The sequence below is a fragment of the Vibrio sp. Scap24 genome (genome assembly GCF_013394185.1).
Classification (GTDB): Bacteria; Pseudomonadota; Gammaproteobacteria; order Enterobacterales; family Vibrionaceae; genus Vibrio; species Vibrio pomeroyi.
Genome location: NZ_CP041332.1, coordinates 1,652,062 through 1,670,155 on the forward strand (window position 1 = coordinate 1,652,062; position 18,094 = coordinate 1,670,155).

Genomic DNA, 18,094 nt, shown 5'->3' on the forward strand with positions numbered 1-18,094 from the left:
ATTTTAAAGCTATTACCATTCCAACAGAATGGTAATGAATTGACTGTGCCAAATAACCGAGGTTATTTGTATTGGTCACTCAGTTCATTGAAATCATTGTGTTACCGAAGTAACTGTCATTACCTAAGTAATAACGTTTTGATATTCATCAACGAGTGCCCACACAGATTGATAGGTTTAAATTGTTAAAGAGCTCTAGCGTTTTGTGATTCACATCTCAGTCGCTAGGGGTGCGTACTATACCTGCACCACTTTGAGAGTCAAGAGTTATTTTCAAACTCTTTTTCTCTACCGATTTCGCTGTGTGACTTTCGCCTCACTCCGTGTCGGTGAGGCGGCATTATAGAGAGATTGAAGGGGAGCACAAGGGCTTTTTGAAATAAAAGTTTTGTTCGCCTAAAAAGCCACCAGATCCGCATTTTTCGAATAAAAACTAAACATTTGAGACGTATCACAGCAATACATTGGAAAAATGGAAGCCATGAACGTAAGATTCATGTGTCTATTTTGTTAATGGTAGATGCGTCTATTTCGTTTATTAATATGTAGTATTCCGATATGAACTCAAAAAAATCGATGTTGTTAATTGTCGCACTGGCTGTATTAGGCGGCATTGTTTTCTCTCAGGTAGATATATCGCCTGCAATTACCTTTATCCTTGGTGTCTTGGCTTCCGCTTTTGTTGTTAACTTTTCAAGCACCGACTCAAAATCAGATTCAGAACCTAAGGCTTCAACAAAAACACTTTATGTGGGTAACCTTCCATACAAAGCAAACGAATCACATGTGCGTGAATTATTCTCAGAGCATGGTGAAGTCTTTGCAGTACGTTTAATGAAAGACAAACGCACTGGTAAAAGAAGAGGCTTTGGATTTGTTGTTATGGCAAGTAATGATGTGAATCATGCAATCTCTGCACTTAATGATAAAGATTACATGCAACGAACTTTAAAAGTACGTGTTGCAAATGATCCTAAACATCCTGAAGCGGACGAATCTGAACTGAGCTAAACCCTAACTGCTTTAACATGCTATTTAGTGCACTTTCTTTTTTAGGAAGTGCACTACAAAAAACCTCACGTACTCCCCCCTCTTTATTACCACTTTCCAAATCCAATAAATCTTGCACTCGTTTAGCGATCGCTTTACCAGAATCAACCAATAAAACATTACTACCTAAGACTTGTTGAATCTCTGACTTTATCAATGGGAAATGTGTACACCCTAAAACGGCCACATCTATAGTATTGAGCATCGGTTGAAGGATTTGCTGCAACTCTTCAAGATTAATCACCTCACCTCTAAGTTTCTCTTCGGCCATATCCACCAGCCGAGTAGAACCTAAAAGCTCGACTCTTTTATTACTCGAGAAGTTTTTGATTAAGTCGTGCGTGTATTGACGAGTAATCGTTGCGGGAGTAGCAATAAGGCCGACCGCTTTATTGGCAAGCAAGGATGCCGGCTTAATTGCCGGTACAACACCAACTATAGGAATAAGGTTATTAGCTCTGAGTGTCGGTAAGACAATCGTGCTCGCTGTATTGCAAGCTATCACTACGATATCAATCGCGTGACTGGCTACAAAACTAGCCACGATGCTTTGAACTCTGCGAATGAGTACTTGCTGGTCAAGCTCACCATAAGGATAAGCCTCGTTGTCGAATACATAGATATAATTATGATTCGGTAGTAACTGACTTATCTCTTTATATACAGATAGACCACCCACTCCAGAATCAAAGACCAATATATTTTTTTGTAGACTATCCGACACAGCGATTACCTATAATAAGTTTCGCTGCAATGATACTCCTTCGCTTAGTTTTCGCCAATCCTCACTCTATATAATGCAAGCTTGATAGCGTTGATGAACAAAACGTTCACCTTGTTCTACATTTTCTAACTCTATCTTAAGCTTTCCTTTAAAACACGGTGCTGACGTCACTAGAGTATGAAACTCACCATCTTCACCACATGGATCGACATGACTCGGTAAACTTTCTATTAGTTCTGACGTGTATTTCTGACCACAGTAGCTCTTACCCAATGCGTCGCTATCAACCGTGACGAGAAAGGTTTCAATTCCTCTATTTATTATCTCACTAGCTAGAGCGTGACTGCTCTCTCCCATGAGAGGAAATACACACTCCCAACCCGCCGGTTCTATATAGCTTTTGCGATAGTCGGCTATGCCGTTACAAAACATATCGCCAAATGCGACCGCATCAATTGATAAGCCAGACCCTTTCAATGCTGAGACAATCGTACTTTGGTAAATCTCATTACTTGGGAACACTTCCGGAAGCTCTATGGTGATGAGTGGCAAACCGATTAATTGTGCCTGCATGGCAACTACATCAATCGGAGTCACTTGGAAAGGGACTTCATCTCCAACATACGTAGTATAGAGAGCAACAACTTCATATTCGCTGCTTTCAAGCAAACGCTCTAGGGTTAAGGTGGAGTCTTTACCTGATGACCAGCTTATGACGACTTTCTTTTTCATTGATATACCCAATAAGAAAAAACCGCCCGAAGGCGGTTTAGGTGTTAATTAGAATTGGTAAGCTACGCTCACGTAATAATTACGCTCTGGTGTTTTATAACCTTTAGCAGTTTCATACTCTTCATCAAATAAGTTAGCAACTTTACCTGCAACGGTTACGTCATTATCAAAGTGGTAAGACGTTGCAAAATCAAATAACGAGTACGCATCAAGCTCTGTCGTATTAGCTAGATCATCATAACGCTTACCTTGATATAGGTAACTAAGATCGAATCTCCAGTTGCTCAACTCATAAGTAGTGTTCCATTTGCCACTATGCTTCGCTCTACGAGCAAGTTCGTTACCTGTAGATTTGTCTTCGGTATCAAGATAATCGTACGATGCTGAATGGTATAATGGTCCAGTATAAAAAGAGCCAACAACTTCGTACCCTTTGATTTCAGCTTCGCCTATATTCACTTGAGTAAGACCATTACTTGTAATCATCTTCTCTACATCGCTCTTATGTGCAGCAACTCGTAATTCAAGAACGTCAAAGCTACCTTCCAGCGCTACTTCTGCTGTTTTTGATTCTTCCGGTTGTAGATTTGGGTTGCCTGAGTAACATCCCCATGAACTACACTCTAAAGGCCAATACAGCTCATTAAATGTCGGAGCTTTAAATGCAGTACCATACATACCCACTAAGCGAATAAACTCAGTGATGTTGTACCCTGCACCTAATTGATAAGTCGTAAAGTTTCCAAATGAGCTGTTATCATCCCAACGCAGATTCGCTTCCGCAGACAATTTGCCTATCGATATATCACCACCAGCGTAGAGTGCAGTGTTGTCGCGACTATCTTTAGTCATTGATGTGGAGTCGTTTTTCACCTTGTCTCGGTACCAATCAACACCACCAATAACCGCTGCACTATCACTTAACTTGTACTGATTATTCCAAGACACAGAATTGCGATTCGTTGTTATAGCACTCGGTGTTGTCCCTTGCCCTGAAGATTCAGCTTCATCCTGATTGCTTCCAAGGGTTATCACACTATTTAGGGAGTCACGCTTGTAATCTCCCACTAGACCTAACGCATATAGTTCGCTATCAGTTTCGTCAACGCCTCCCCACGGGTTATCAAACTCTACGTCGTGTTTTTGATAATAACCATTCGCTTTCAAGGTGAAATTTGGTGAGACGTAAAAGCCACCATCGATAGTTAGGTATTGAGTGCTGTGACCATCTTTGTCGGCATCAAGAGGATTAGTACTCGTAGGTTGGACATTATAACCCTCACTTTGCTGGTGTGTGGCTGCCACATTAATCCAACCACTATCGTTAGCAACTGACCCTGATGCGTTTACATCATATAGTCCAAAACTACCCACGCCCGCTTTAACGGTGGCTGTATTATTAGCACTTCGCGTAGTTATAATATTGACCACACCGCTAACAGCATCAGAACCGTACACTGCAGCACGAGCACCTCTTAAAACTTCAACCCTCTCCACACCATTCAACGGAATTGAGGCTAGATTAGCGTACCCTAACGTAGCACTACCAATTCGGATACCATTTACTAAGATGAGAGTGTTTTTAGTAGAGCGACCACGTATATATAACTCTTGCCCCTGCGCAAGACCGCCTTGATTCGTTACTTGAACCCCTGGTAATCGACGTAACACTTCAGATAACGAAGTTGCTTGTATAGCATCTATTTCTTGTTTTGTTATAACTTCAACTGGAGCAATTGTGTCGCTGACTTGTTGCTCAAAACGGTTAGCCGTAACCACCATGGTTTCGTCGGCAGAGGCTTCTTGGGCGTGTAAATTGGAGATAGGTGAAAGCAGCGATGCTACAGCTATCGCTAAAAGGGATTTGTTCATGTTGTTATCCTAAATCGCGTAAATTCCTACCAAACCACATCTTATGGTTTAGCTACTGGCAGGTATTCGGACTCAAGAGCACAACCTTATGGTTACCTTGTATTCGACTTCCCACAAAAGGCTATTTGCAGTGTCTTATGAATACTTGTTCTCTTTTACCGCTGCGCGTCAGTTCTGGATTCACACCAGATTCCCTCTTCAGCCATCTATACATCTAAATGGCACCAGCTTGCCGAAGATAGTATTGACCTCTGAATCATTTGTCTAGTCTAAGATAGTTATAAGCTATAGTTTTCATGGCCTATTTACACTGATTGGCTCTCAACACTGGACAAGCGCCTGTGATTGAATAAAATCTGCGCTCTTGATTTAAAAGCACGACAGCAAAAGGCATAACAATGGCGAATTTAGATGTAAACCCGCAACGCTACCAAGAACAACTAGCAGAAAAGACTGAGCGTCTTACTGAGATGTTCTCACAATACGATGTGCCTGAGTTGGAAGTGTATGAATCTCCAGAACAACACTACCGCATGCGTGCTGAATTTCGCGTGTGGCATGAAGGTGACGATATGTATTACGTCATGTTCAATCAAGAGACCAAAGAAAAATACCGTGTAGACCAGTTCCCAGCGGCTAGCCGTCTTATCAACGACTTAATGCCTTTGTTAGTCGATGCAATGAAGGACAACCATTCTCTACGCCACAAGCTATTCCAAGTAGATTTCCTTTCTACACTAAGCGGCGAAATTTTGGTGTCACTGCTTTACCACCGTCAATTGGGTGAACAGTGGATTCAAGATGCTAAAGCACTTAAACAGCAATTAAACGATGAAGGTTTCAATCTAAACCTGATTGGCCGTGCGCGTAAGATGAAAATCGTACTGGACCGCGACTACGTCATTGAAAAGCTAGACGTGAATGGTGACAGCTACATCTACCAACAAGTAGAAAACAGCTTTACTCAACCAAACGGCAAAGTAGCAGAGAAAATGTTGGAATGGGCTGTCGACTGTACTCAAGACAGCAAAGGCGACTTGCTTGAGCTGTACTGTGGTAACGGTAACTTCTCATTAGCATTGGCACAGAACTTCGAGCGTGTACTGGCAACAGAACTAGCGAAGCCATCAGTAGAGTCAGCGCAATACAACATTGCAGCGAACAAGATTGAAAATGTTCAGATTATTCGTATGTCTGCGGAAGATTTTACCGTAGCAATGGAAGGCAAGCGTGAATTCCGCCGTCTACAGCAAGCGAACATCGATCTTAAGAGCTACAACTGCAACACTATCTTTGTCGATCCACCGCGTTCAGGTATGGATGTTGATACTTGTAAGATGGTTCAAGGTTACGAGCGCATCATGTACATCTCTTGTAACCCTGAAACGTTGAAAGAGAACCTAGAGATCTTAAGCGAAACGCACGATATCACTCGTTTTGCTCTGTTTGACCAGTTCCCTTACACGCACCACATGGAAGCTGGCGTATTCCTAGAGCGTAAAGCGTAAGTCTCGCTTTCTAAGTCTAAGCCGAACAGTAGATACAAAAAAACGAGCCCGTTGGCTCGTTTTTTTTAATTTCTAAATCAACTTAAGCAGTTTTGCCGATAAAGCCTAGTTTCTTACCTACCCATGCAAGAAGCAACATCGCGACAATAATCGCAAAGAAGTTTGAGCCAGCATCAGGGTGTTGTGCCTTAACAAAAGCCGAGTGGCCAAATGCACCTACAAAGAAACAAGCCAAACCTACTAGTGGAATATCTTCAGATACTGGATTAGTTAGGTACTCTTGGTAAAGTGCTTGTACCGCCAAGACTAAAGCAATCAGTGGGAAAATAGAGAAGCCCACTTCGCTCATCGTTACCCAAGATAACAGAGCATCACCACACACACCGGCAATAACAGCAAGTACGAGTGTCTTTCTTTCTGAACCACGGTTTACAGTATTATTTTCATTCGACATTATTCAATCCCGCCTTTTAATCGGTTACGTTCACGTTCTTTACGATACCAAAAAGCCCCTTTGGCCATCATTCGCAATTGCATGATCAAGCGTTCAGCCAGTTCATCTCGCTGACGTCGATCTAAATCTAATGCTTCTGCCCCTGAGTTGAAAACCAAGATAACGGAGGCTTCAGCTTGAGTGAAAGCTTCGTCTCGTGTCATGCCAGTCGTTATCAAATATTCGGTTAACTCAGCAGAGAAGTGCTGTATCTCACGAGCTACCGCCGCACGAAACTCAAACGAAGTTCCTGAGCGCTCTCGCAATAACAGTCTGAATACGTTTGGACTGCTTTCAATGAATTCCATAAAGGTTTCAACCGATGTGCGAATCACACTGCCTTCTTTTACTATACGTTGCCTAGCTTGTCGCATGAGCTGGCGCAGTAGTAAACCACCTTCATCAACCATGGTTAAGCCAAGCTCATCCATGTCTTTGAAGTGACGATAAAAGGAAGTCGGTGCTATTCCAGCCTCACGAGCGACTTCTCTCAAGCTTAGGTTGGAAAAACTACGATCGGCACTGAGTTGGCTAAATGCTGCATCGATTAAGCTGCGACGAGTTTTTTCTTTTTGCTGTGCGCGAATGCCCATTGGTTTCATACTTTATCAATTTCTTCTTTTACAGCCTAAACAGGCATGTCTAATACTCTCTTCAATATAACGCGAATCACTTATTTATATAAGGCACTCCGGTTATATAAGACACTCAACACGCCTCTTTGTTCACGTACCGAAGTAAATACGTTCGAAGAAAAAATTTCAATATCCACACTGTCATTTGGAGACATACGACATACCAAATATTATTTTTTCGATAACACTGCGTGATCTCACCGACTCTCTGATGCCCTTTTCATGTACCCAAGAACAGAATCAGTTAAAATCTCGCTAAAGCAATGTTAATCAAATATAACAAGGAAGATATCTATGCCACACTCCAACCACTTTGATGTAATCGTAATTGGTAGTGGCCCCGGAGGCGAAGGGGCAGCGATGGGATTAACCAAAGCCGGGTTGAACGTTGCAATCATTGAAAAAGAGAGCAGCGTTGGTGGTGGTTGTACCCACTGGGGAACCATTCCTTCCAAAGCACTGCGTCATGCCGTAAGTCGTATTATTGAATTCAATAACAACCCACTGTTTTGTCAGAACAACAAAAGCATTCACTCAACGTTCTCTAATATTCTGGGTCATGCTAAATCCGTTATCGATAAGCAAACTCGACTACGCCAAGGCTTCTACGACCGTAACCAATGTACGCTAGTATTTGGTACTGCGCGTTTTATCGATACTAACACTGTCTCAGTAATGCAAAGCGATGGCACTGAAGAGCATTACAGTGCAGACAAATTTGTGATCGCGACAGGCTCTCGCCCATATCAACCAGACAACGTGGACTTCCTGCATGAGCGTGTTTACGACAGTGACTCGATCCTTTCTCTTAAACACGACCCTCAACACATCATCATTTATGGTGCTGGTGTTATTGGTTGTGAGTACGCGTCTATCTTCCGCGGTTTAGGTGTCAAAACCGATCTCATCAATACTCGAGACCGCCTACTGTCATTCCTAGACAATGAAACCTCTGATGCGCTTTCTTACCACTTCTGGAACAGCGGTGTGGTGATTCGTAACGATGAAACCTTTGAGAAAATTGAAGGCACTGATGATGGCGTGATCATTCACCTAGAGTCAGGTAAGAAAATGCGTGCGGATTGCCTCCTGTATGCCAATGGCCGAACCGGTAATACCGATAAGCTGAACCTTGGTGCGGTTGGTTTAGAGGCGGACTCTCGTGGCCAAGTATCAGTAAACACCAATTACCAAACCAATGTGGACCATGTTTACGCAGTAGGTGATGTGATTGGCTACCCTAGCCTAGCGAGTGCGGCTTATGACCAAGGTCGATTCGTTGCACAAGCGATTGTCAAAGGTGAAGCTGAACGCCACCTTATTGAAGACATCCCAACTGGTATCTACACCATCCCTGAGATCAGTTCTGTAGGTAAAACCGAGCAAGAACTAACGGCTGCGAAAGTACCGTACGAAGTGGGACGTTCTTCATTCAAACACTTAGCTCGCGCTCAAATCGCAGGTAAAGATATTGGTAGCTTGAAGATCCTATTCCACCGTGAAACCAAAGAGATTTTGGGTATCCACGTGTTTGGTGAGCGTGCTGCTGAAATCATCCATATCGGCCAAGCGATTATGGAACAGAAAGGTGAAGCAAATACCATCGAGTACTTTGTTAATACCACCTTTAACTATCCAACGATGGCAGAGGCTTATCGTGTTGCAGCACTTAACGGACTTAACCGTTTGTTCTAAAAAAGAACCAACGGGAGTATTTGACCACCCATAGGCCAAATACATAAACAGCAAGCCATGAGCTTGCTGTTTTCATTTAAAGCACTGAAAAATATAGCATCTAGAGTAATTAGATCATGATGTTCTAAATACCCCTTTTCCTGTACAGCCTCTATTTGTTGCTCCCTGAACTGAGCTATCTAAGTAAGCTAAGCGAGAAACTCTCCCTTCTTCCACTGAGAAACAAATAAAACACCGAGACCAATCCCACGCATTGCCATAAAGCTCAACATTGCTAGCCACAGTGCATGGTTTTCTAAACCTGAAGCTAAGTAGAAAATAGCAAAGAAACTGCAGGTCGCCACGAACATGCTATTGCGCATATCTTTGCCCTTGGTTGCCCCAACAAAAATGCCGTCGAGCAGGAAGCACCACATAGAAACCAGCGGCATTGCGATTAACCACGGTAAATACACTTCCGCTTGGCTCTTAACGTCAGGGATTGTGGTGATCATATTAATCAAGCTAGACCCTGCAATTGCGAACACGATAGTGAGCACCAAGCAAATATTGATGCTCCAGAAAAAGGTGCCAATCAATGATTGGTTTAATTCGTCTTTATCTTTCGCGCCAATCGCTTTACCCACCATGGCTTCCATCGCGTAGGCGAAGCCATCCATCCCATAAGAGATAATCATCAAAAAGCTCATCAACACCGCATTTGCGGCCACGACATCATCACCAAAGCTTGCCCCTTGGAAAGTCATAAAAGTGAAAGTCGCTTGTAGGCATAGTGAACGGAGAAATATATCGCGATTCAGCTTTACGAAACGACTCAAGCCTTGACTGGTTTTCTTAAGCAGATCCCATGGCGAAGGCAGCTGTCTCTTAATCCAGATTCGATAAACGCAGATTAAGCCAAACGTTAAGCCAGCATAATCGGCCATTACTGATGCCAACGCGGCACCTTCAACCTGCCACCCAAGACCAATAACAAATACGATATCCAAAACGATGTTGGTGATATTGGTGATAATCACCATCCACATTGGCGCTTTAGCATTTTGGGTTCCAAGTAGCCAACCCAAAATCACAAAGTTAGTAAGCGCAGCAGGTGCACTCCATGCTCGGATTGAGAAATACTGCTGACCATAGTGTTTCACTTGATCACTGGCACTACTCAGAGAGAAAACCAGATCCGCTACCAAGCTATGTAAAAGTAAGAAGACACCAGCAAACCCTAAGGCCATAGTCGCACCTTGCACAAACACCAAACCGAGCTGCTTGCCATCGTCTGCGCCATAAGATTGTGCTGCAAGCCCAGTTGTAGACATACGCAAAAAACCGAGCAGCCAAAAGGTCACGCTGATCATAGTGCCACCTAATGCCACACCACCGAGATACCAAGAATGCTCTAAGTGACCGATAACCGCGGCATCGACTAAGCCAAGAAGTGGAACGGTAATATTGGAAAGTACCATCGGGATCGCGAGCAACAGCACTTGTTTGTGCATTGCTTGATTGGATAGCGTTTGGAAAATAGTTTGGGGATTAAATAGCTTCACGATCACCTCTTCGATTAGAGGCGATAGTTTAACCTAGTGAGTGGGCTTTCACTATGTTACGAAGTTTTCGCTTATGGCAAAGTGGGCTTTGGTGCTGTGCAAGCTAAATCGCTGGCACTACCATTTAACCAACACCAATTGTGGCGTTAAACGCTTTTTGACCTGAGAGATCTTGCACAATAATCGCTGCCATAATTTCCAACGATTACATTGCTGATCTAGTGGAGAAAAGGCTTTTACCCATTGCGTCCATGGTAACCAATTTAGAATGCTATCAACTGGGGAAGATAAGCCATGAGCATAGTCACCAGAACCAAGCTTTTTGCCTAGAGTGCTTGAGCTTTTGTCTCCCGCTAATACTAAACACGCATGTGCATGAGTAAAGTAGCGGCTCAGAGACTGAATAAAGTGCGCGGTCTGCTGTTCATTACAATCAAGCAGAGCATGTTCACACACCACCATCACCGATGCTTGCTCTGGGATATTAAGTTCATCTAACCAAGTTAAGTCGTCAACAGAGCCACACTCTAAACGATAGCGTTCATTTTTGTGGAACAAGCGTTGTCGCCAAAGCAGATTCTCGGTTACATCCAGCTCAACCCAATGACAGCGACCATTATCTAAACGGTAGAAACGGGTATCGAGCCCTGCTCCCACGTTAATAATCCAAGCATCTGGGTTATGAGATAAAAACTGTTGAACTTGAGAATCACAAAGTTGAGTCAGAGTCGCGTAAAGGAGTTGTTGTTGGTCGAGTTCACCGGTAAGGCATTCAGGTGCGAGTTGGCAACGCTTGCAGGCTTGTGCTGCAATAGGGTCATAAACTAAGCCATCGTCGGCAAGGCTTTCGCGGCTGCGAAACCAAAGATGTTGAACGAGATTCGTCGGAACTTGAAATTCTTGATGAGCAGACCCTTGATCAGAAGAAGCCCTTTGATCAGAGGCGCGCGGCTTACGAGTAAGCGGCTTTAATTGAGGTTTGGTTGGGTTTGGCATCATCATCTTCCTTGTATCTCGACAAAGAAGATGATAATGAATATCAATTACAATAACAAGTTATTGAGAATAAATATCAATAAGCTGTTTATAATGACTACATCCAGTCGGTGTTACGAATGATACCAACAGCAAGGCCTTCAATAGACAAGTGTTGAGATTCAAGATCGACATGGATTGGAGAAAACTCTTCATTTTCAGCATGTAACAGCACCGTTGAACCTTTACGTTCTAGGCGTTTTACCGTTACATCATCGTCGACACGCGCCACGACAACCTGACCATCGCGAACATCTTGAGTTTTATGAACAGCCAGTAAATCACCATCCATAATACCGATGTCTTTCATACTTTCGCCATTTACACGAAGTAGGAAGTCAGCCTGTGGTTTAAACATGCCAGGGTCAACTTGGTAATGCATTTCTACATGCTCTTGAGCCAGAATAGGCTCACCAGCGGCAACCTGACCGATTAATGGTAAACCTTGCTCTTCGTTTGCTGCATCTTCAAGCAAAATACGAATACCGCGAGACGCACCCGGGATAATCTCAATCGCTTCTTTACGAGCAAGAGCTTTCAAATGTTCTTCTGCAGCATTAGCAGAACGGAAGCCTAGTTCACGCGCGATTTCTGCACGTGTCGGTGGCATACCGGAATCTTCGATCTTACCTTTGATAAGGTCAAAGACTTGTTGCTGGCGGGGCGTTAACGGCTTCATGATTCACCTGTCTTTTTATACAGTTGACTGTGAGTATATCCAGTAACTGCACAAAAGCAAAGCAATTGGTTGTTTTTAGTTCATTTTTAACGAATTACAAAAACAAGATCTCTAACCACACATAACCTGCGAGCACCAAACAGATGAAAACGGCCGCGGAACCGACATCTTTCGCCATCCCAGATAACTCATGATGTTCGCTGCCAATTCGATCGACGACCGCTTCTATCGCGGTATTAATCAATTCAACAACCATCACCAACACAACCGACGAGATCATCAAGATTCGCTCTACTTGGCTCACGTCTAGGTAAAACGCCAACGGAATAAGCACCGCTGCCATAAACACTTCTTGTCGAAATGCGGCTTCGTTTTTAAACGAACTCGTGATGCCTTGCCATGAAAAGCCTGCCGCTTTCACGATACGTTTGAATCCGGTGTTTGATTTTTTCGCCATTTTTAACCCTATACTCAATCAGTCGATGAATGATTTTCCACAAACTTAACGGCAATATGACTATTTCCATTAAAAGGTTAGACCAGTTTCTGGTATTCTTGCATCGATTAAATTTACGCCTAGGCCTATCCCTATTTCACCCATAGGTTTTATCCTTTTCATCATAGAAATAGAGATACGCTTAAGCACATTGAAATAACTATTGAGGCAGTGAACCTATATGTCTTCTGGACAATCTTTTTCACGTTCATTAATGAAGCTACCTTTATCCGTTTTGGTAAAAGGCACATCAATCCCTTCAAACCCAGTTGAGGATTTGAACATTGATTTAGGCAAACCGATTGTATACGCCTTACCGTTTCGCTCAAGTGTCGATCTGCTGACGCTACAAAAGCATGCGCTGGAATTAGGCTTACCTGATCCATTAAGCAAGCTTGAAATAAGTGGCAAATCACTGCAACGCTACGTTTTTATCTCTTCTCGCAAAACACTGCTGCAAGACGATGATTATGTACCAAGCTCTTCTATTGAAGTTTTCTCTGAGCTGCTTTCACTGCATGCTGAAGATTCAGAGCTCGATGTTCAAGTTATCCCAGCTACTGTGCTGTGGGGACGTAAGCCTGGTAAAGAGAATAACCAGAAACCTTACCTACAAGCAATGAACGGCTTAGAGAAGTCTAAAGCGGTATTACTCGCTGGTCGTGACTGCCTAGTGCGCTTCAGCCCAGTGGTTTCTCTACGTTACATGGCTAACTCACACGGTACTGACAGCACCATCGCACACAAACTAGCGCGTGTGGCTCGAATCCACTTCTCTCGTCAAAAGCTGGCTGCATCAGGCCCTAACCTGCCAAGCCGCCAAGCACTGTTCGATCGCCTACTAAAATCAGAAGCGATCAAAAAAGCGATTGAAGACGAAGCGAAATCGAAGAACATCTCGATCGAGAAAGCGAGTAAAGAAGCTCAAGACATCATGGACGAGATCGCTGCGAACTTCTCTTACTCGCTAATCAAGCGTGGTGAGAAGATTCTTGGCTGGCTATGGAACAAGCTGTATCAAGGCCTGCACATCAGCAACGCTTCAACAGTTCGTAAACTGGCGCAAGATGGTCACGAGATCGTTTATGTCCCGTGTCACCGCAGTCACATGGACTACTTGCTGCTGTCTTACGTGCTTTACCACGAAGGCATGGTGCCTCCGCACATCGCAGCGGGTATCAACCTGAACTTCTTCCCTGCCGGTCCTATTTTCCGTCACGGTGGCGCGTTCTTTATTCGTCGTAGCTTTAAGGGCAACAAACTTTACTCGACGATTTTCCGCGAATACCTAGCAGAACTGTTCGCTAAAGGTTACTCGGTCGAGTACTTCAGCGAAGGTGGCCGTTCTCGTACTGGTCGTTTGCTACAAGCTAAAACCGGCATGCTAGCGATGACAATCCAAGCAATGCTGCGTGGTATGAACCGTCCAGTCACACTCGTTCCTGTGTACATCGGGTACGAGCACGTAATGGAAGTAGCGACTTACGCGAAAGAGTTGCGTGGCAAGCGTAAAGAGAAAGAAAACGCGAGCCTAGTAATTCGTACTATCCGTAAACTGCGTAACTTTGGTAAGGGCTACGTGAACTTCGGTGAGCCAATTCAGCTAAACCAATATCTGAATGAGCACTCACCAGAGTGGACCAAAGATATCGACCCAATGGGTACCAGCAAACCCCAATGGATGGCTCCAGTGGTGAATGATCTAGCCACCAAGATGATGACGCACATTAATGATGCGGCCGCGACCAACGCACTGACACTGTGTGCAACGGCTCTGCTTGCATCACGCCAACGTGCATTGTCTCGTGACTCTTTGGTTTCTCAGATCAACTGCTACCTGTCGCTACTTAAGAATGTGCCTTATTCAGACACATTCACAGTACCAAAAGACAGCGCAGAAGAATTGGTAAAACACGCAGAATCACTGAACAAGTTCCTGATTGAATCCGATTCGATGGGCGACATCATTTCACTTGATCGTCACCAATCGATTCTGATGACTTACTACCGTAACAACATCATTCACTTGTTTGCTCTGCCGTCGTTAATTGCACAAATGACCATTCGTCAGCGCGGTTTATCAATTGACACAATTCAAGAGAACGTTGCAGCTATCTACCCGTTCTTGAAGAAAGAGTTGTTCTTAAGCTACGACGAAGACCAGCTTGAGACTGTGGTTGCGAACATCATTGATGAGCTTGTTAGCCAAGGTATGCTGATGGTGTCGGACAACGAAGTCACCATCAACCAATCGAACAGCCAAGCACTAATGCTACTAGGTCGTACGATCTCAGAGACTCTACAGCGCTACTCTATAGCTCTCAACCTATTGGCAGAAAATCCTGAACTGGATAAATCTGACCTAGAGCAGAAGAGCCAAGACATCGCACAGCGTCTTGGTCGCCTACAAGGTATCAATGCGCCGGAGTTCTTCGACAAAGGTGTGTTCGCATCGATGTTTGCAACGCTTAAACAGCAACAGTACTTAGATAACGACGGTAACTGTGATTTAGAAAAGACTCAGCAATTCGCTAAGCTTCTTTATTCAATGCTTTACCCAGAAGTACGATTGACGATTCAAGAGAGCATCCACCAAGTAGAGTAAGCGCTTGGCTAGCTCGCTTTATTCGCTAGACTGAAACGATCAAAAAAGGCACCTAATGGGTGCCTTTTTATTTTCGTTCTCTTTAGCTTTAATTGCTATTTACCAGAAGGTAATAAACAAGCCAAAGGTGACTGCCATTCCAACATAGTTGTTGTTCAGGAAAGCCTGGAAACATAAGTCACGGTCACGATGACGCATCAGGTGTTGCTGATACACAAACAAGCTACCTGCCACTAACAATGCCCAGTAAAAGGTATCACCCAATTGGTAATGCATACCCAACGCAATCAACATCGCCAGTGTTACAAGCTGCAAGAAACCAACAATCAACTTATCAAAGCGGCCAAACAAAATCGCTGTCGACTTAATGCCAATCTTCAGGTCATCATCTCGGTCAACCATCGCATATTGCGTGTCGTAAGCAATCGTCCACAGCGCATTAATAACAAAGATAAACCAGACCACACTTGGCAGTTCATTGGTTTGTGCTGCCCACGCCATTGGAATCGCCCAGCTAAACGCCAGCCCAAGGAATAACTGTGGAAGGTGCGTAAAACGCTTCATGAAAGGGTAGATGAACGCTAAGCCAACCCCGATAAAAGAGAGTTTAATCGTCAAAAGGTTCATAGTAAGTACCAGCAAGAATGAAACCACAGCTAGCACTAAAAAGAGGATTATCGCTTCCTTACTCGACACCAAACCTGAAGGTAATGGACGCTGCTTGGTGCGTTTAACGTGTCCATCCACTTTGCGATCGGCAAAATCATTGATCACACAGCCAGCTGAACGCATCAGCACCACACCGAGTACGAAAACAACCAAGACATCCAAGTCCGGCATGCCTTGCGCGGCGATAATCAGTGACCATAACGTAGGCCAAAGAAGTAATAGGGTACCAATCGGGCGATTCATTCGCGTTAATTGCCAATACGCCTTCGCTTTGGTGGCAAGCATTTACACACTCTCCTTAGAGTAAATGGGTGATGTTGGTAAAAACAGTTCTGCCACAAGCATCGGTTTATGGTTCATCCATAATCGAGAACGACGTGCGAGCAATCGCTCATCGCCTGCAATAACCCAACCGACTTGCAGCGCATCTCGCTCCACGTTCTCAGCACTGAAAACGGTTAATCCAAGCGGGACATTACCTTGTTGAGAAAGGTCGGAATGCTGATCTTCTAGCGTAACTCGGGGAATCAAAGTTCGACCTAACACCCACGGTTCGCCATCACCCTTTAAAATCACTTTACGCAGTAAGCAATCAAACGATGATAAAAGATGTTCCTCGTCTTGTTGTAGCCTTGAGCGTTCTACAACTTGATTATGAAGCAACTCAACAGACAGGTGTTGACAGCTCTTGCCCAACTTGCGAGAAAGAGAACCTTGCTCCATAAGCCACTCTTTGGTGGTTTCATTAGGAAAATCAAATGTTTCTGTACTTTGCCAATCTACATTCATTAACGAATTAAGATACAGCGATATTGGCTGATTCATACTAGTATTCAATAGGTGACTTTACACGTACAATAAAGCTTCAACTTTCGAACAAAATTAAAGCGTTCTTCGAATTGTAAACGTATTTAGATTTAGACCGCTCATTGTAACAAGACTAATGCGTTTCGAATATCGCGAATAAACTAAAGAAAAGTCACAAATATGCACAAACGTTATGTAGCCCAAATAATTCTTGCGATTACCCTACTCTTTTCAGCATCAAGTTTCGCGGAAGAGGAGTCAGCACCCAAACTAGCCTACTTCACGCTAGAGCCAGACCTGACCACCAATTTTTACACTAAAGGTAAAAAACTGGGCTACATTCAGGTTCGCCTCGATATCATGGTTGCGAACAGCAATGACCTGGCTGCCATTGAGCACCACCAACCATTAATTCGCGATGCCGTGATTGAATTACTTGGTAAACAAAACGAAGAAACGATTAAATCTCTGTCTGGTCGTGAAGATTTGAGAAAGACTTTGGTTGAACACCTCAACAAGATTCTTCTGCCTGAGACGGGCAAAACCCTGATTGCTGACTTACTGTTTACCAAATACCTTTATCAGTAATTCTGTAACAACGAATCCCAATAAAAAAAGCGGCTCATCTGGCCGCTTTTTTTGTATCTCTCGATTCTCGGAAACTAACGCGCTAGCTTGTTGCCGATTTCGGCGCTTTCATTGAATCTACAAATCCGATAATCACACCTGCGACTAAACCTGCCAAGTGAGCGGTATTAGCGATAGCCATAAACGGCTGCATATACCCAAGCACTAACCACACCAACATAAAGCCGACAATCTGTCTTGGAATGCCCAAACCAAGTTGCGGTGCTTTGGCGCCAACTACCCATAGGTAACCAACCAAGGCATACACAACCCCAGATAAGCCACCGAAGTTCGCACCTTCAACCCAATATTGACCTGCGCCAGAAAGCGCAGAAGAGACAGCAAAGATCTGCAGTAACTTAAGGCCGCCTAACTTTTTCTCAATATCTCCGCCCAGTTGCCACCACCACAAGATGTTGAATGCGATGTGCATAACCGAGAAATGCAAAACCGCGTGACTGAGCCAGCGCCACAATTGCCACTGCTGTCCATCAACCGCAGGGAAATGTAAGGCATTAAAAATCGCCTGCCCGAAACCTATCTGTTGCAGAGCAAAAATCACCACACACACCAGCATGATGCTGAGTGTCACAGGGCCAGCTTTGGCTTTTATCATGCCCATGAAGCTAGGTGTGTGGTAATGAAAGTTGCTCTTTCTGGTCTCTGCCATGTCCCAAGACGCCGCTTGATAGCGCTTATGATTGGGTTCCGACAAGAAGCGATTGAGCTCAGCTTCGGTTTCAAGCTGAAATTGGCTATCAATAAGCCAAAGCGCAACACGCCCCTCCCCCTCAGGAGACATCTGAATAGGGATCTGACGAGACGCCATATAATCAATAAATGCTTGAGCAAGACGTGGGTTGTCTAACACCATCAATCTAATCATTGTTACTTCCTATTCATGCTATGAGAGATGCTTGAGC

General features: G+C 43.9%; 17 protein-coding genes and 1 riboswitch. Of the genes, 5 read left to right on the forward strand and 12 right to left on the reverse strand.

Annotated features, from left to right (window positions below):
• Positions 1-558: 558 nt before the first annotated feature.
• Positions 559-1,011 (forward strand): RNA-binding protein, encoded by a 453-nt coding sequence (locus tag FLM53_RS07195; RefSeq protein ID WP_017061054.1) that lies wholly within the window; start codon positions 559-561, stop codon positions 1,009-1,011.
• Here FLM53_RS07195 and murI read toward each other — a convergent pair.
• From murI to FLM53_RS07210, 3 genes are all read right to left on the reverse strand, one after another.
• Positions 974-1,774, reverse strand: a complete 801-nt coding sequence (gene murI / locus FLM53_RS07200; protein ID WP_176680574.1) for a glutamate racemase — start codon at positions 1,772-1,774, stop codon at positions 974-976. The two genes, FLM53_RS07195 and murI, sit on opposite strands and share 38 nt — an antisense overlap.
• Positions 1,775-1,840: 66 nt before the next feature.
• The gene (locus FLM53_RS07205; protein ID WP_176680575.1) at positions 1,841-2,506 is read right to left on the reverse strand and encodes an adenine nucleotide alpha hydrolase; all 666 of its coding nucleotides are present in this window, start codon (positions 2,504-2,506) and stop codon (positions 1,841-1,843) included.
• Between the two features lie 48 nt (positions 2,507-2,554).
• Positions 2,555-4,378 (reverse strand): TonB-dependent receptor domain-containing protein, encoded by a 1,824-nt coding sequence (locus FLM53_RS07210; RefSeq protein WP_176680576.1) that lies wholly within the window; start codon positions 4,376-4,378, stop codon positions 2,555-2,557.
• 39 nt (positions 4,379-4,417) lie between these two features.
• Positions 4,418-4,622, reverse strand: a riboswitch (cobalamin riboswitch).
• Between the two features lie 154 nt (positions 4,623-4,776).
• Here FLM53_RS07210 and trmA point away from each other — a divergent pair.
• Positions 4,777-5,886: a tRNA (uridine(54)-C5)-methyltransferase TrmA gene (trmA, locus tag FLM53_RS07215; RefSeq protein WP_176680577.1), complete on the forward strand. Its 1,110-nt coding sequence runs from the start codon at positions 4,777-4,779 to the stop codon at positions 5,884-5,886.
• A gap of 82 nt (positions 5,887-5,968) precedes the next feature.
• Here trmA and FLM53_RS07220 read toward each other — a convergent pair whose 3' ends face one another.
• Together FLM53_RS07220 and fabR are read right to left on the reverse strand one after the other, a co-directional pair.
• Positions 5,969-6,340: a YijD family membrane protein gene (locus tag FLM53_RS07220; protein ID WP_017061049.1), complete on the reverse strand. Its 372-nt coding sequence runs from the start codon at positions 6,338-6,340 to the stop codon at positions 5,969-5,971.
• The gene (gene fabR, locus FLM53_RS07225) at positions 6,340-6,981 is read right to left on the reverse strand and encodes an HTH-type transcriptional repressor FabR (protein WP_010438693.1); all 642 of its coding nucleotides are present in this window, start codon (positions 6,979-6,981) and stop codon (positions 6,340-6,342) included. The genes FLM53_RS07220 and fabR overlap by 1 nt, the downstream gene beginning before the upstream one ends.
• Positions 6,982-7,308: 327 nt before the next feature.
• Between fabR and sthA the strand changes: the two genes are divergently transcribed.
• A complete protein-coding gene (sthA, locus tag FLM53_RS07230) occupies positions 7,309-8,709 on the forward strand; it encodes a Si-specific NAD(P)(+) transhydrogenase (RefSeq protein ID WP_102478815.1) in 1,401 nt (466 codons plus the stop codon).
• Between the two features lie 188 nt (positions 8,710-8,897).
• Here the strand turns inward: sthA and dinF are convergent, their stop codons facing one another.
• From dinF to FLM53_RS07250, 4 genes are all read right to left on the reverse strand, one after another.
• Positions 8,898-10,253: an MATE family efflux transporter DinF gene (gene dinF / locus FLM53_RS07235; RefSeq protein WP_176680578.1), complete on the reverse strand. Its 1,356-nt coding sequence runs from the start codon at positions 10,251-10,253 to the stop codon at positions 8,898-8,900.
• Between the two features lie 117 nt (positions 10,254-10,370).
• On the reverse strand, positions 10,371-11,249 hold the full coding sequence (locus FLM53_RS07240) for a class I SAM-dependent methyltransferase (protein WP_176680579.1): 879 nt from the start codon (positions 11,247-11,249) through the stop codon (positions 10,371-10,373).
• A 97-nt stretch (positions 11,250-11,346) separates the two neighbouring features.
• Positions 11,347-11,967 (reverse strand): transcriptional repressor LexA, encoded by a 621-nt coding sequence (lexA, locus tag FLM53_RS07245; protein WP_019820514.1) that lies wholly within the window; start codon positions 11,965-11,967, stop codon positions 11,347-11,349.
• A 94-nt stretch (positions 11,968-12,061) separates the two neighbouring features.
• Complete coding sequence (locus tag FLM53_RS07250; protein WP_176680580.1) at positions 12,062-12,424, reverse strand: diacylglycerol kinase; 363 nt, start codon at positions 12,422-12,424, stop codon at positions 12,062-12,064.
• 220 nt (positions 12,425-12,644) lie between these two features.
• Between FLM53_RS07250 and plsB the strand changes: the two genes are divergently transcribed.
• Positions 12,645-15,068, forward strand: coding sequence for a glycerol-3-phosphate 1-O-acyltransferase PlsB (plsB, locus tag FLM53_RS07255; RefSeq protein ID WP_176680581.1), 2,424 nt, complete (start codon positions 12,645-12,647; stop codon positions 15,066-15,068).
• Between the two features lie 99 nt (positions 15,069-15,167).
• Here the strand turns inward: plsB and ubiA are convergent, their stop codons facing one another.
• Both ubiA and FLM53_RS07265 read right to left on the reverse strand, forming a co-directional pair.
• Positions 15,168-16,022, reverse strand: a complete 855-nt coding sequence (ubiA, locus tag FLM53_RS07260; RefSeq protein WP_176680582.1) for a 4-hydroxybenzoate octaprenyltransferase — start codon at positions 16,020-16,022, stop codon at positions 15,168-15,170.
• On the reverse strand, positions 16,023-16,562 hold the full coding sequence (locus FLM53_RS07265; RefSeq protein ID WP_164913326.1) for a chorismate lyase: 540 nt from the start codon (positions 16,560-16,562) through the stop codon (positions 16,023-16,025).
• Positions 16,563-16,724: 162 nt separating this feature from the next.
• On the opposite strand from FLM53_RS07265, the gene FLM53_RS07270 reads away from it, so the two are divergent.
• Positions 16,725-17,132 (forward strand): flagellar basal body-associated protein FliL, encoded by a 408-nt coding sequence (locus FLM53_RS07270; protein ID WP_017061041.1) that lies wholly within the window; start codon positions 16,725-16,727, stop codon positions 17,130-17,132.
• 82 nt (positions 17,133-17,214) lie between these two features.
• Here the strand turns inward: FLM53_RS07270 and glpG are convergent, their stop codons facing one another.
• The gene (glpG, locus tag FLM53_RS07275; protein WP_176680583.1) at positions 17,215-18,057 is read right to left on the reverse strand and encodes a rhomboid family intramembrane serine protease GlpG; all 843 of its coding nucleotides are present in this window, start codon (positions 18,055-18,057) and stop codon (positions 17,215-17,217) included.
• Positions 18,058-18,094: the final 37 nt, after the last annotated feature.

Excerpts from the sequence above, each read along its gene's own strand:
- FLM53_RS07195 (WP_017061054.1), top strand. The coding sequence starts at position 559 with ATGAACTCAAAAAAATCGATGTTGTTAATTGTCGCACTGGCTGTATTA.
- FLM53_RS07205 (WP_176680575.1), bottom strand. The coding sequence starts at position 2,506 with ATGAAAAAGAAAGTCGTCATAAGCTGGTCATCAGGTAAAGACTCCACC.
- FLM53_RS07210 (WP_176680576.1), bottom strand. The coding sequence starts at position 4,378 with ATGAACAAATCCCTTTTAGCGATAGCTGTAGCATCGCTGCTTTCACCT.
- trmA (WP_176680577.1), top strand. The coding sequence starts at position 4,777 with ATGGCGAATTTAGATGTAAACCCGCAACGCTACCAAGAACAACTAGCA.
- FLM53_RS07220 (WP_017061049.1), bottom strand. The coding sequence starts at position 6,340 with ATGTCGAATGAAAATAATACTGTAAACCGTGGTTCAGAAAGAAAGACA.
- fabR (WP_010438693.1), bottom strand. The coding sequence starts at position 6,981 with ATGAAACCAATGGGCATTCGCGCACAGCAAAAAGAAAAAACTCGTCGC.
- sthA (WP_102478815.1), top strand. The coding sequence starts at position 7,309 with ATGCCACACTCCAACCACTTTGATGTAATCGTAATTGGTAGTGGCCCC.
- FLM53_RS07240 (WP_176680579.1), bottom strand. The coding sequence starts at position 11,249 with ATGCCAAACCCAACCAAACCTCAATTAAAGCCGCTTACTCGTAAGCCG.
- lexA (WP_019820514.1), bottom strand. The coding sequence starts at position 11,967 with ATGAAGCCGTTAACGCCCCGCCAGCAACAAGTCTTTGACCTTATCAAA.
- FLM53_RS07250 (WP_176680580.1), bottom strand. The coding sequence starts at position 12,424 with ATGGCGAAAAAATCAAACACCGGATTCAAACGTATCGTGAAAGCGGCA.
- plsB (WP_176680581.1), top strand. The coding sequence starts at position 12,645 with ATGTCTTCTGGACAATCTTTTTCACGTTCATTAATGAAGCTACCTTTA.
- ubiA (WP_176680582.1), bottom strand. The coding sequence starts at position 16,022 with ATGCTTGCCACCAAAGCGAAGGCGTATTGGCAATTAACGCGAATGAAT.
- FLM53_RS07265 (WP_164913326.1), bottom strand. The coding sequence starts at position 16,562 with ATGAATCAGCCAATATCGCTGTATCTTAATTCGTTAATGAATGTAGAT.
- FLM53_RS07270 (WP_017061041.1), top strand. The coding sequence starts at position 16,725 with ATGCACAAACGTTATGTAGCCCAAATAATTCTTGCGATTACCCTACTC.
- glpG (WP_176680583.1), bottom strand. The coding sequence starts at position 18,057 with ATGATTAGATTGATGGTGTTAGACAACCCACGTCTTGCTCAAGCATTT.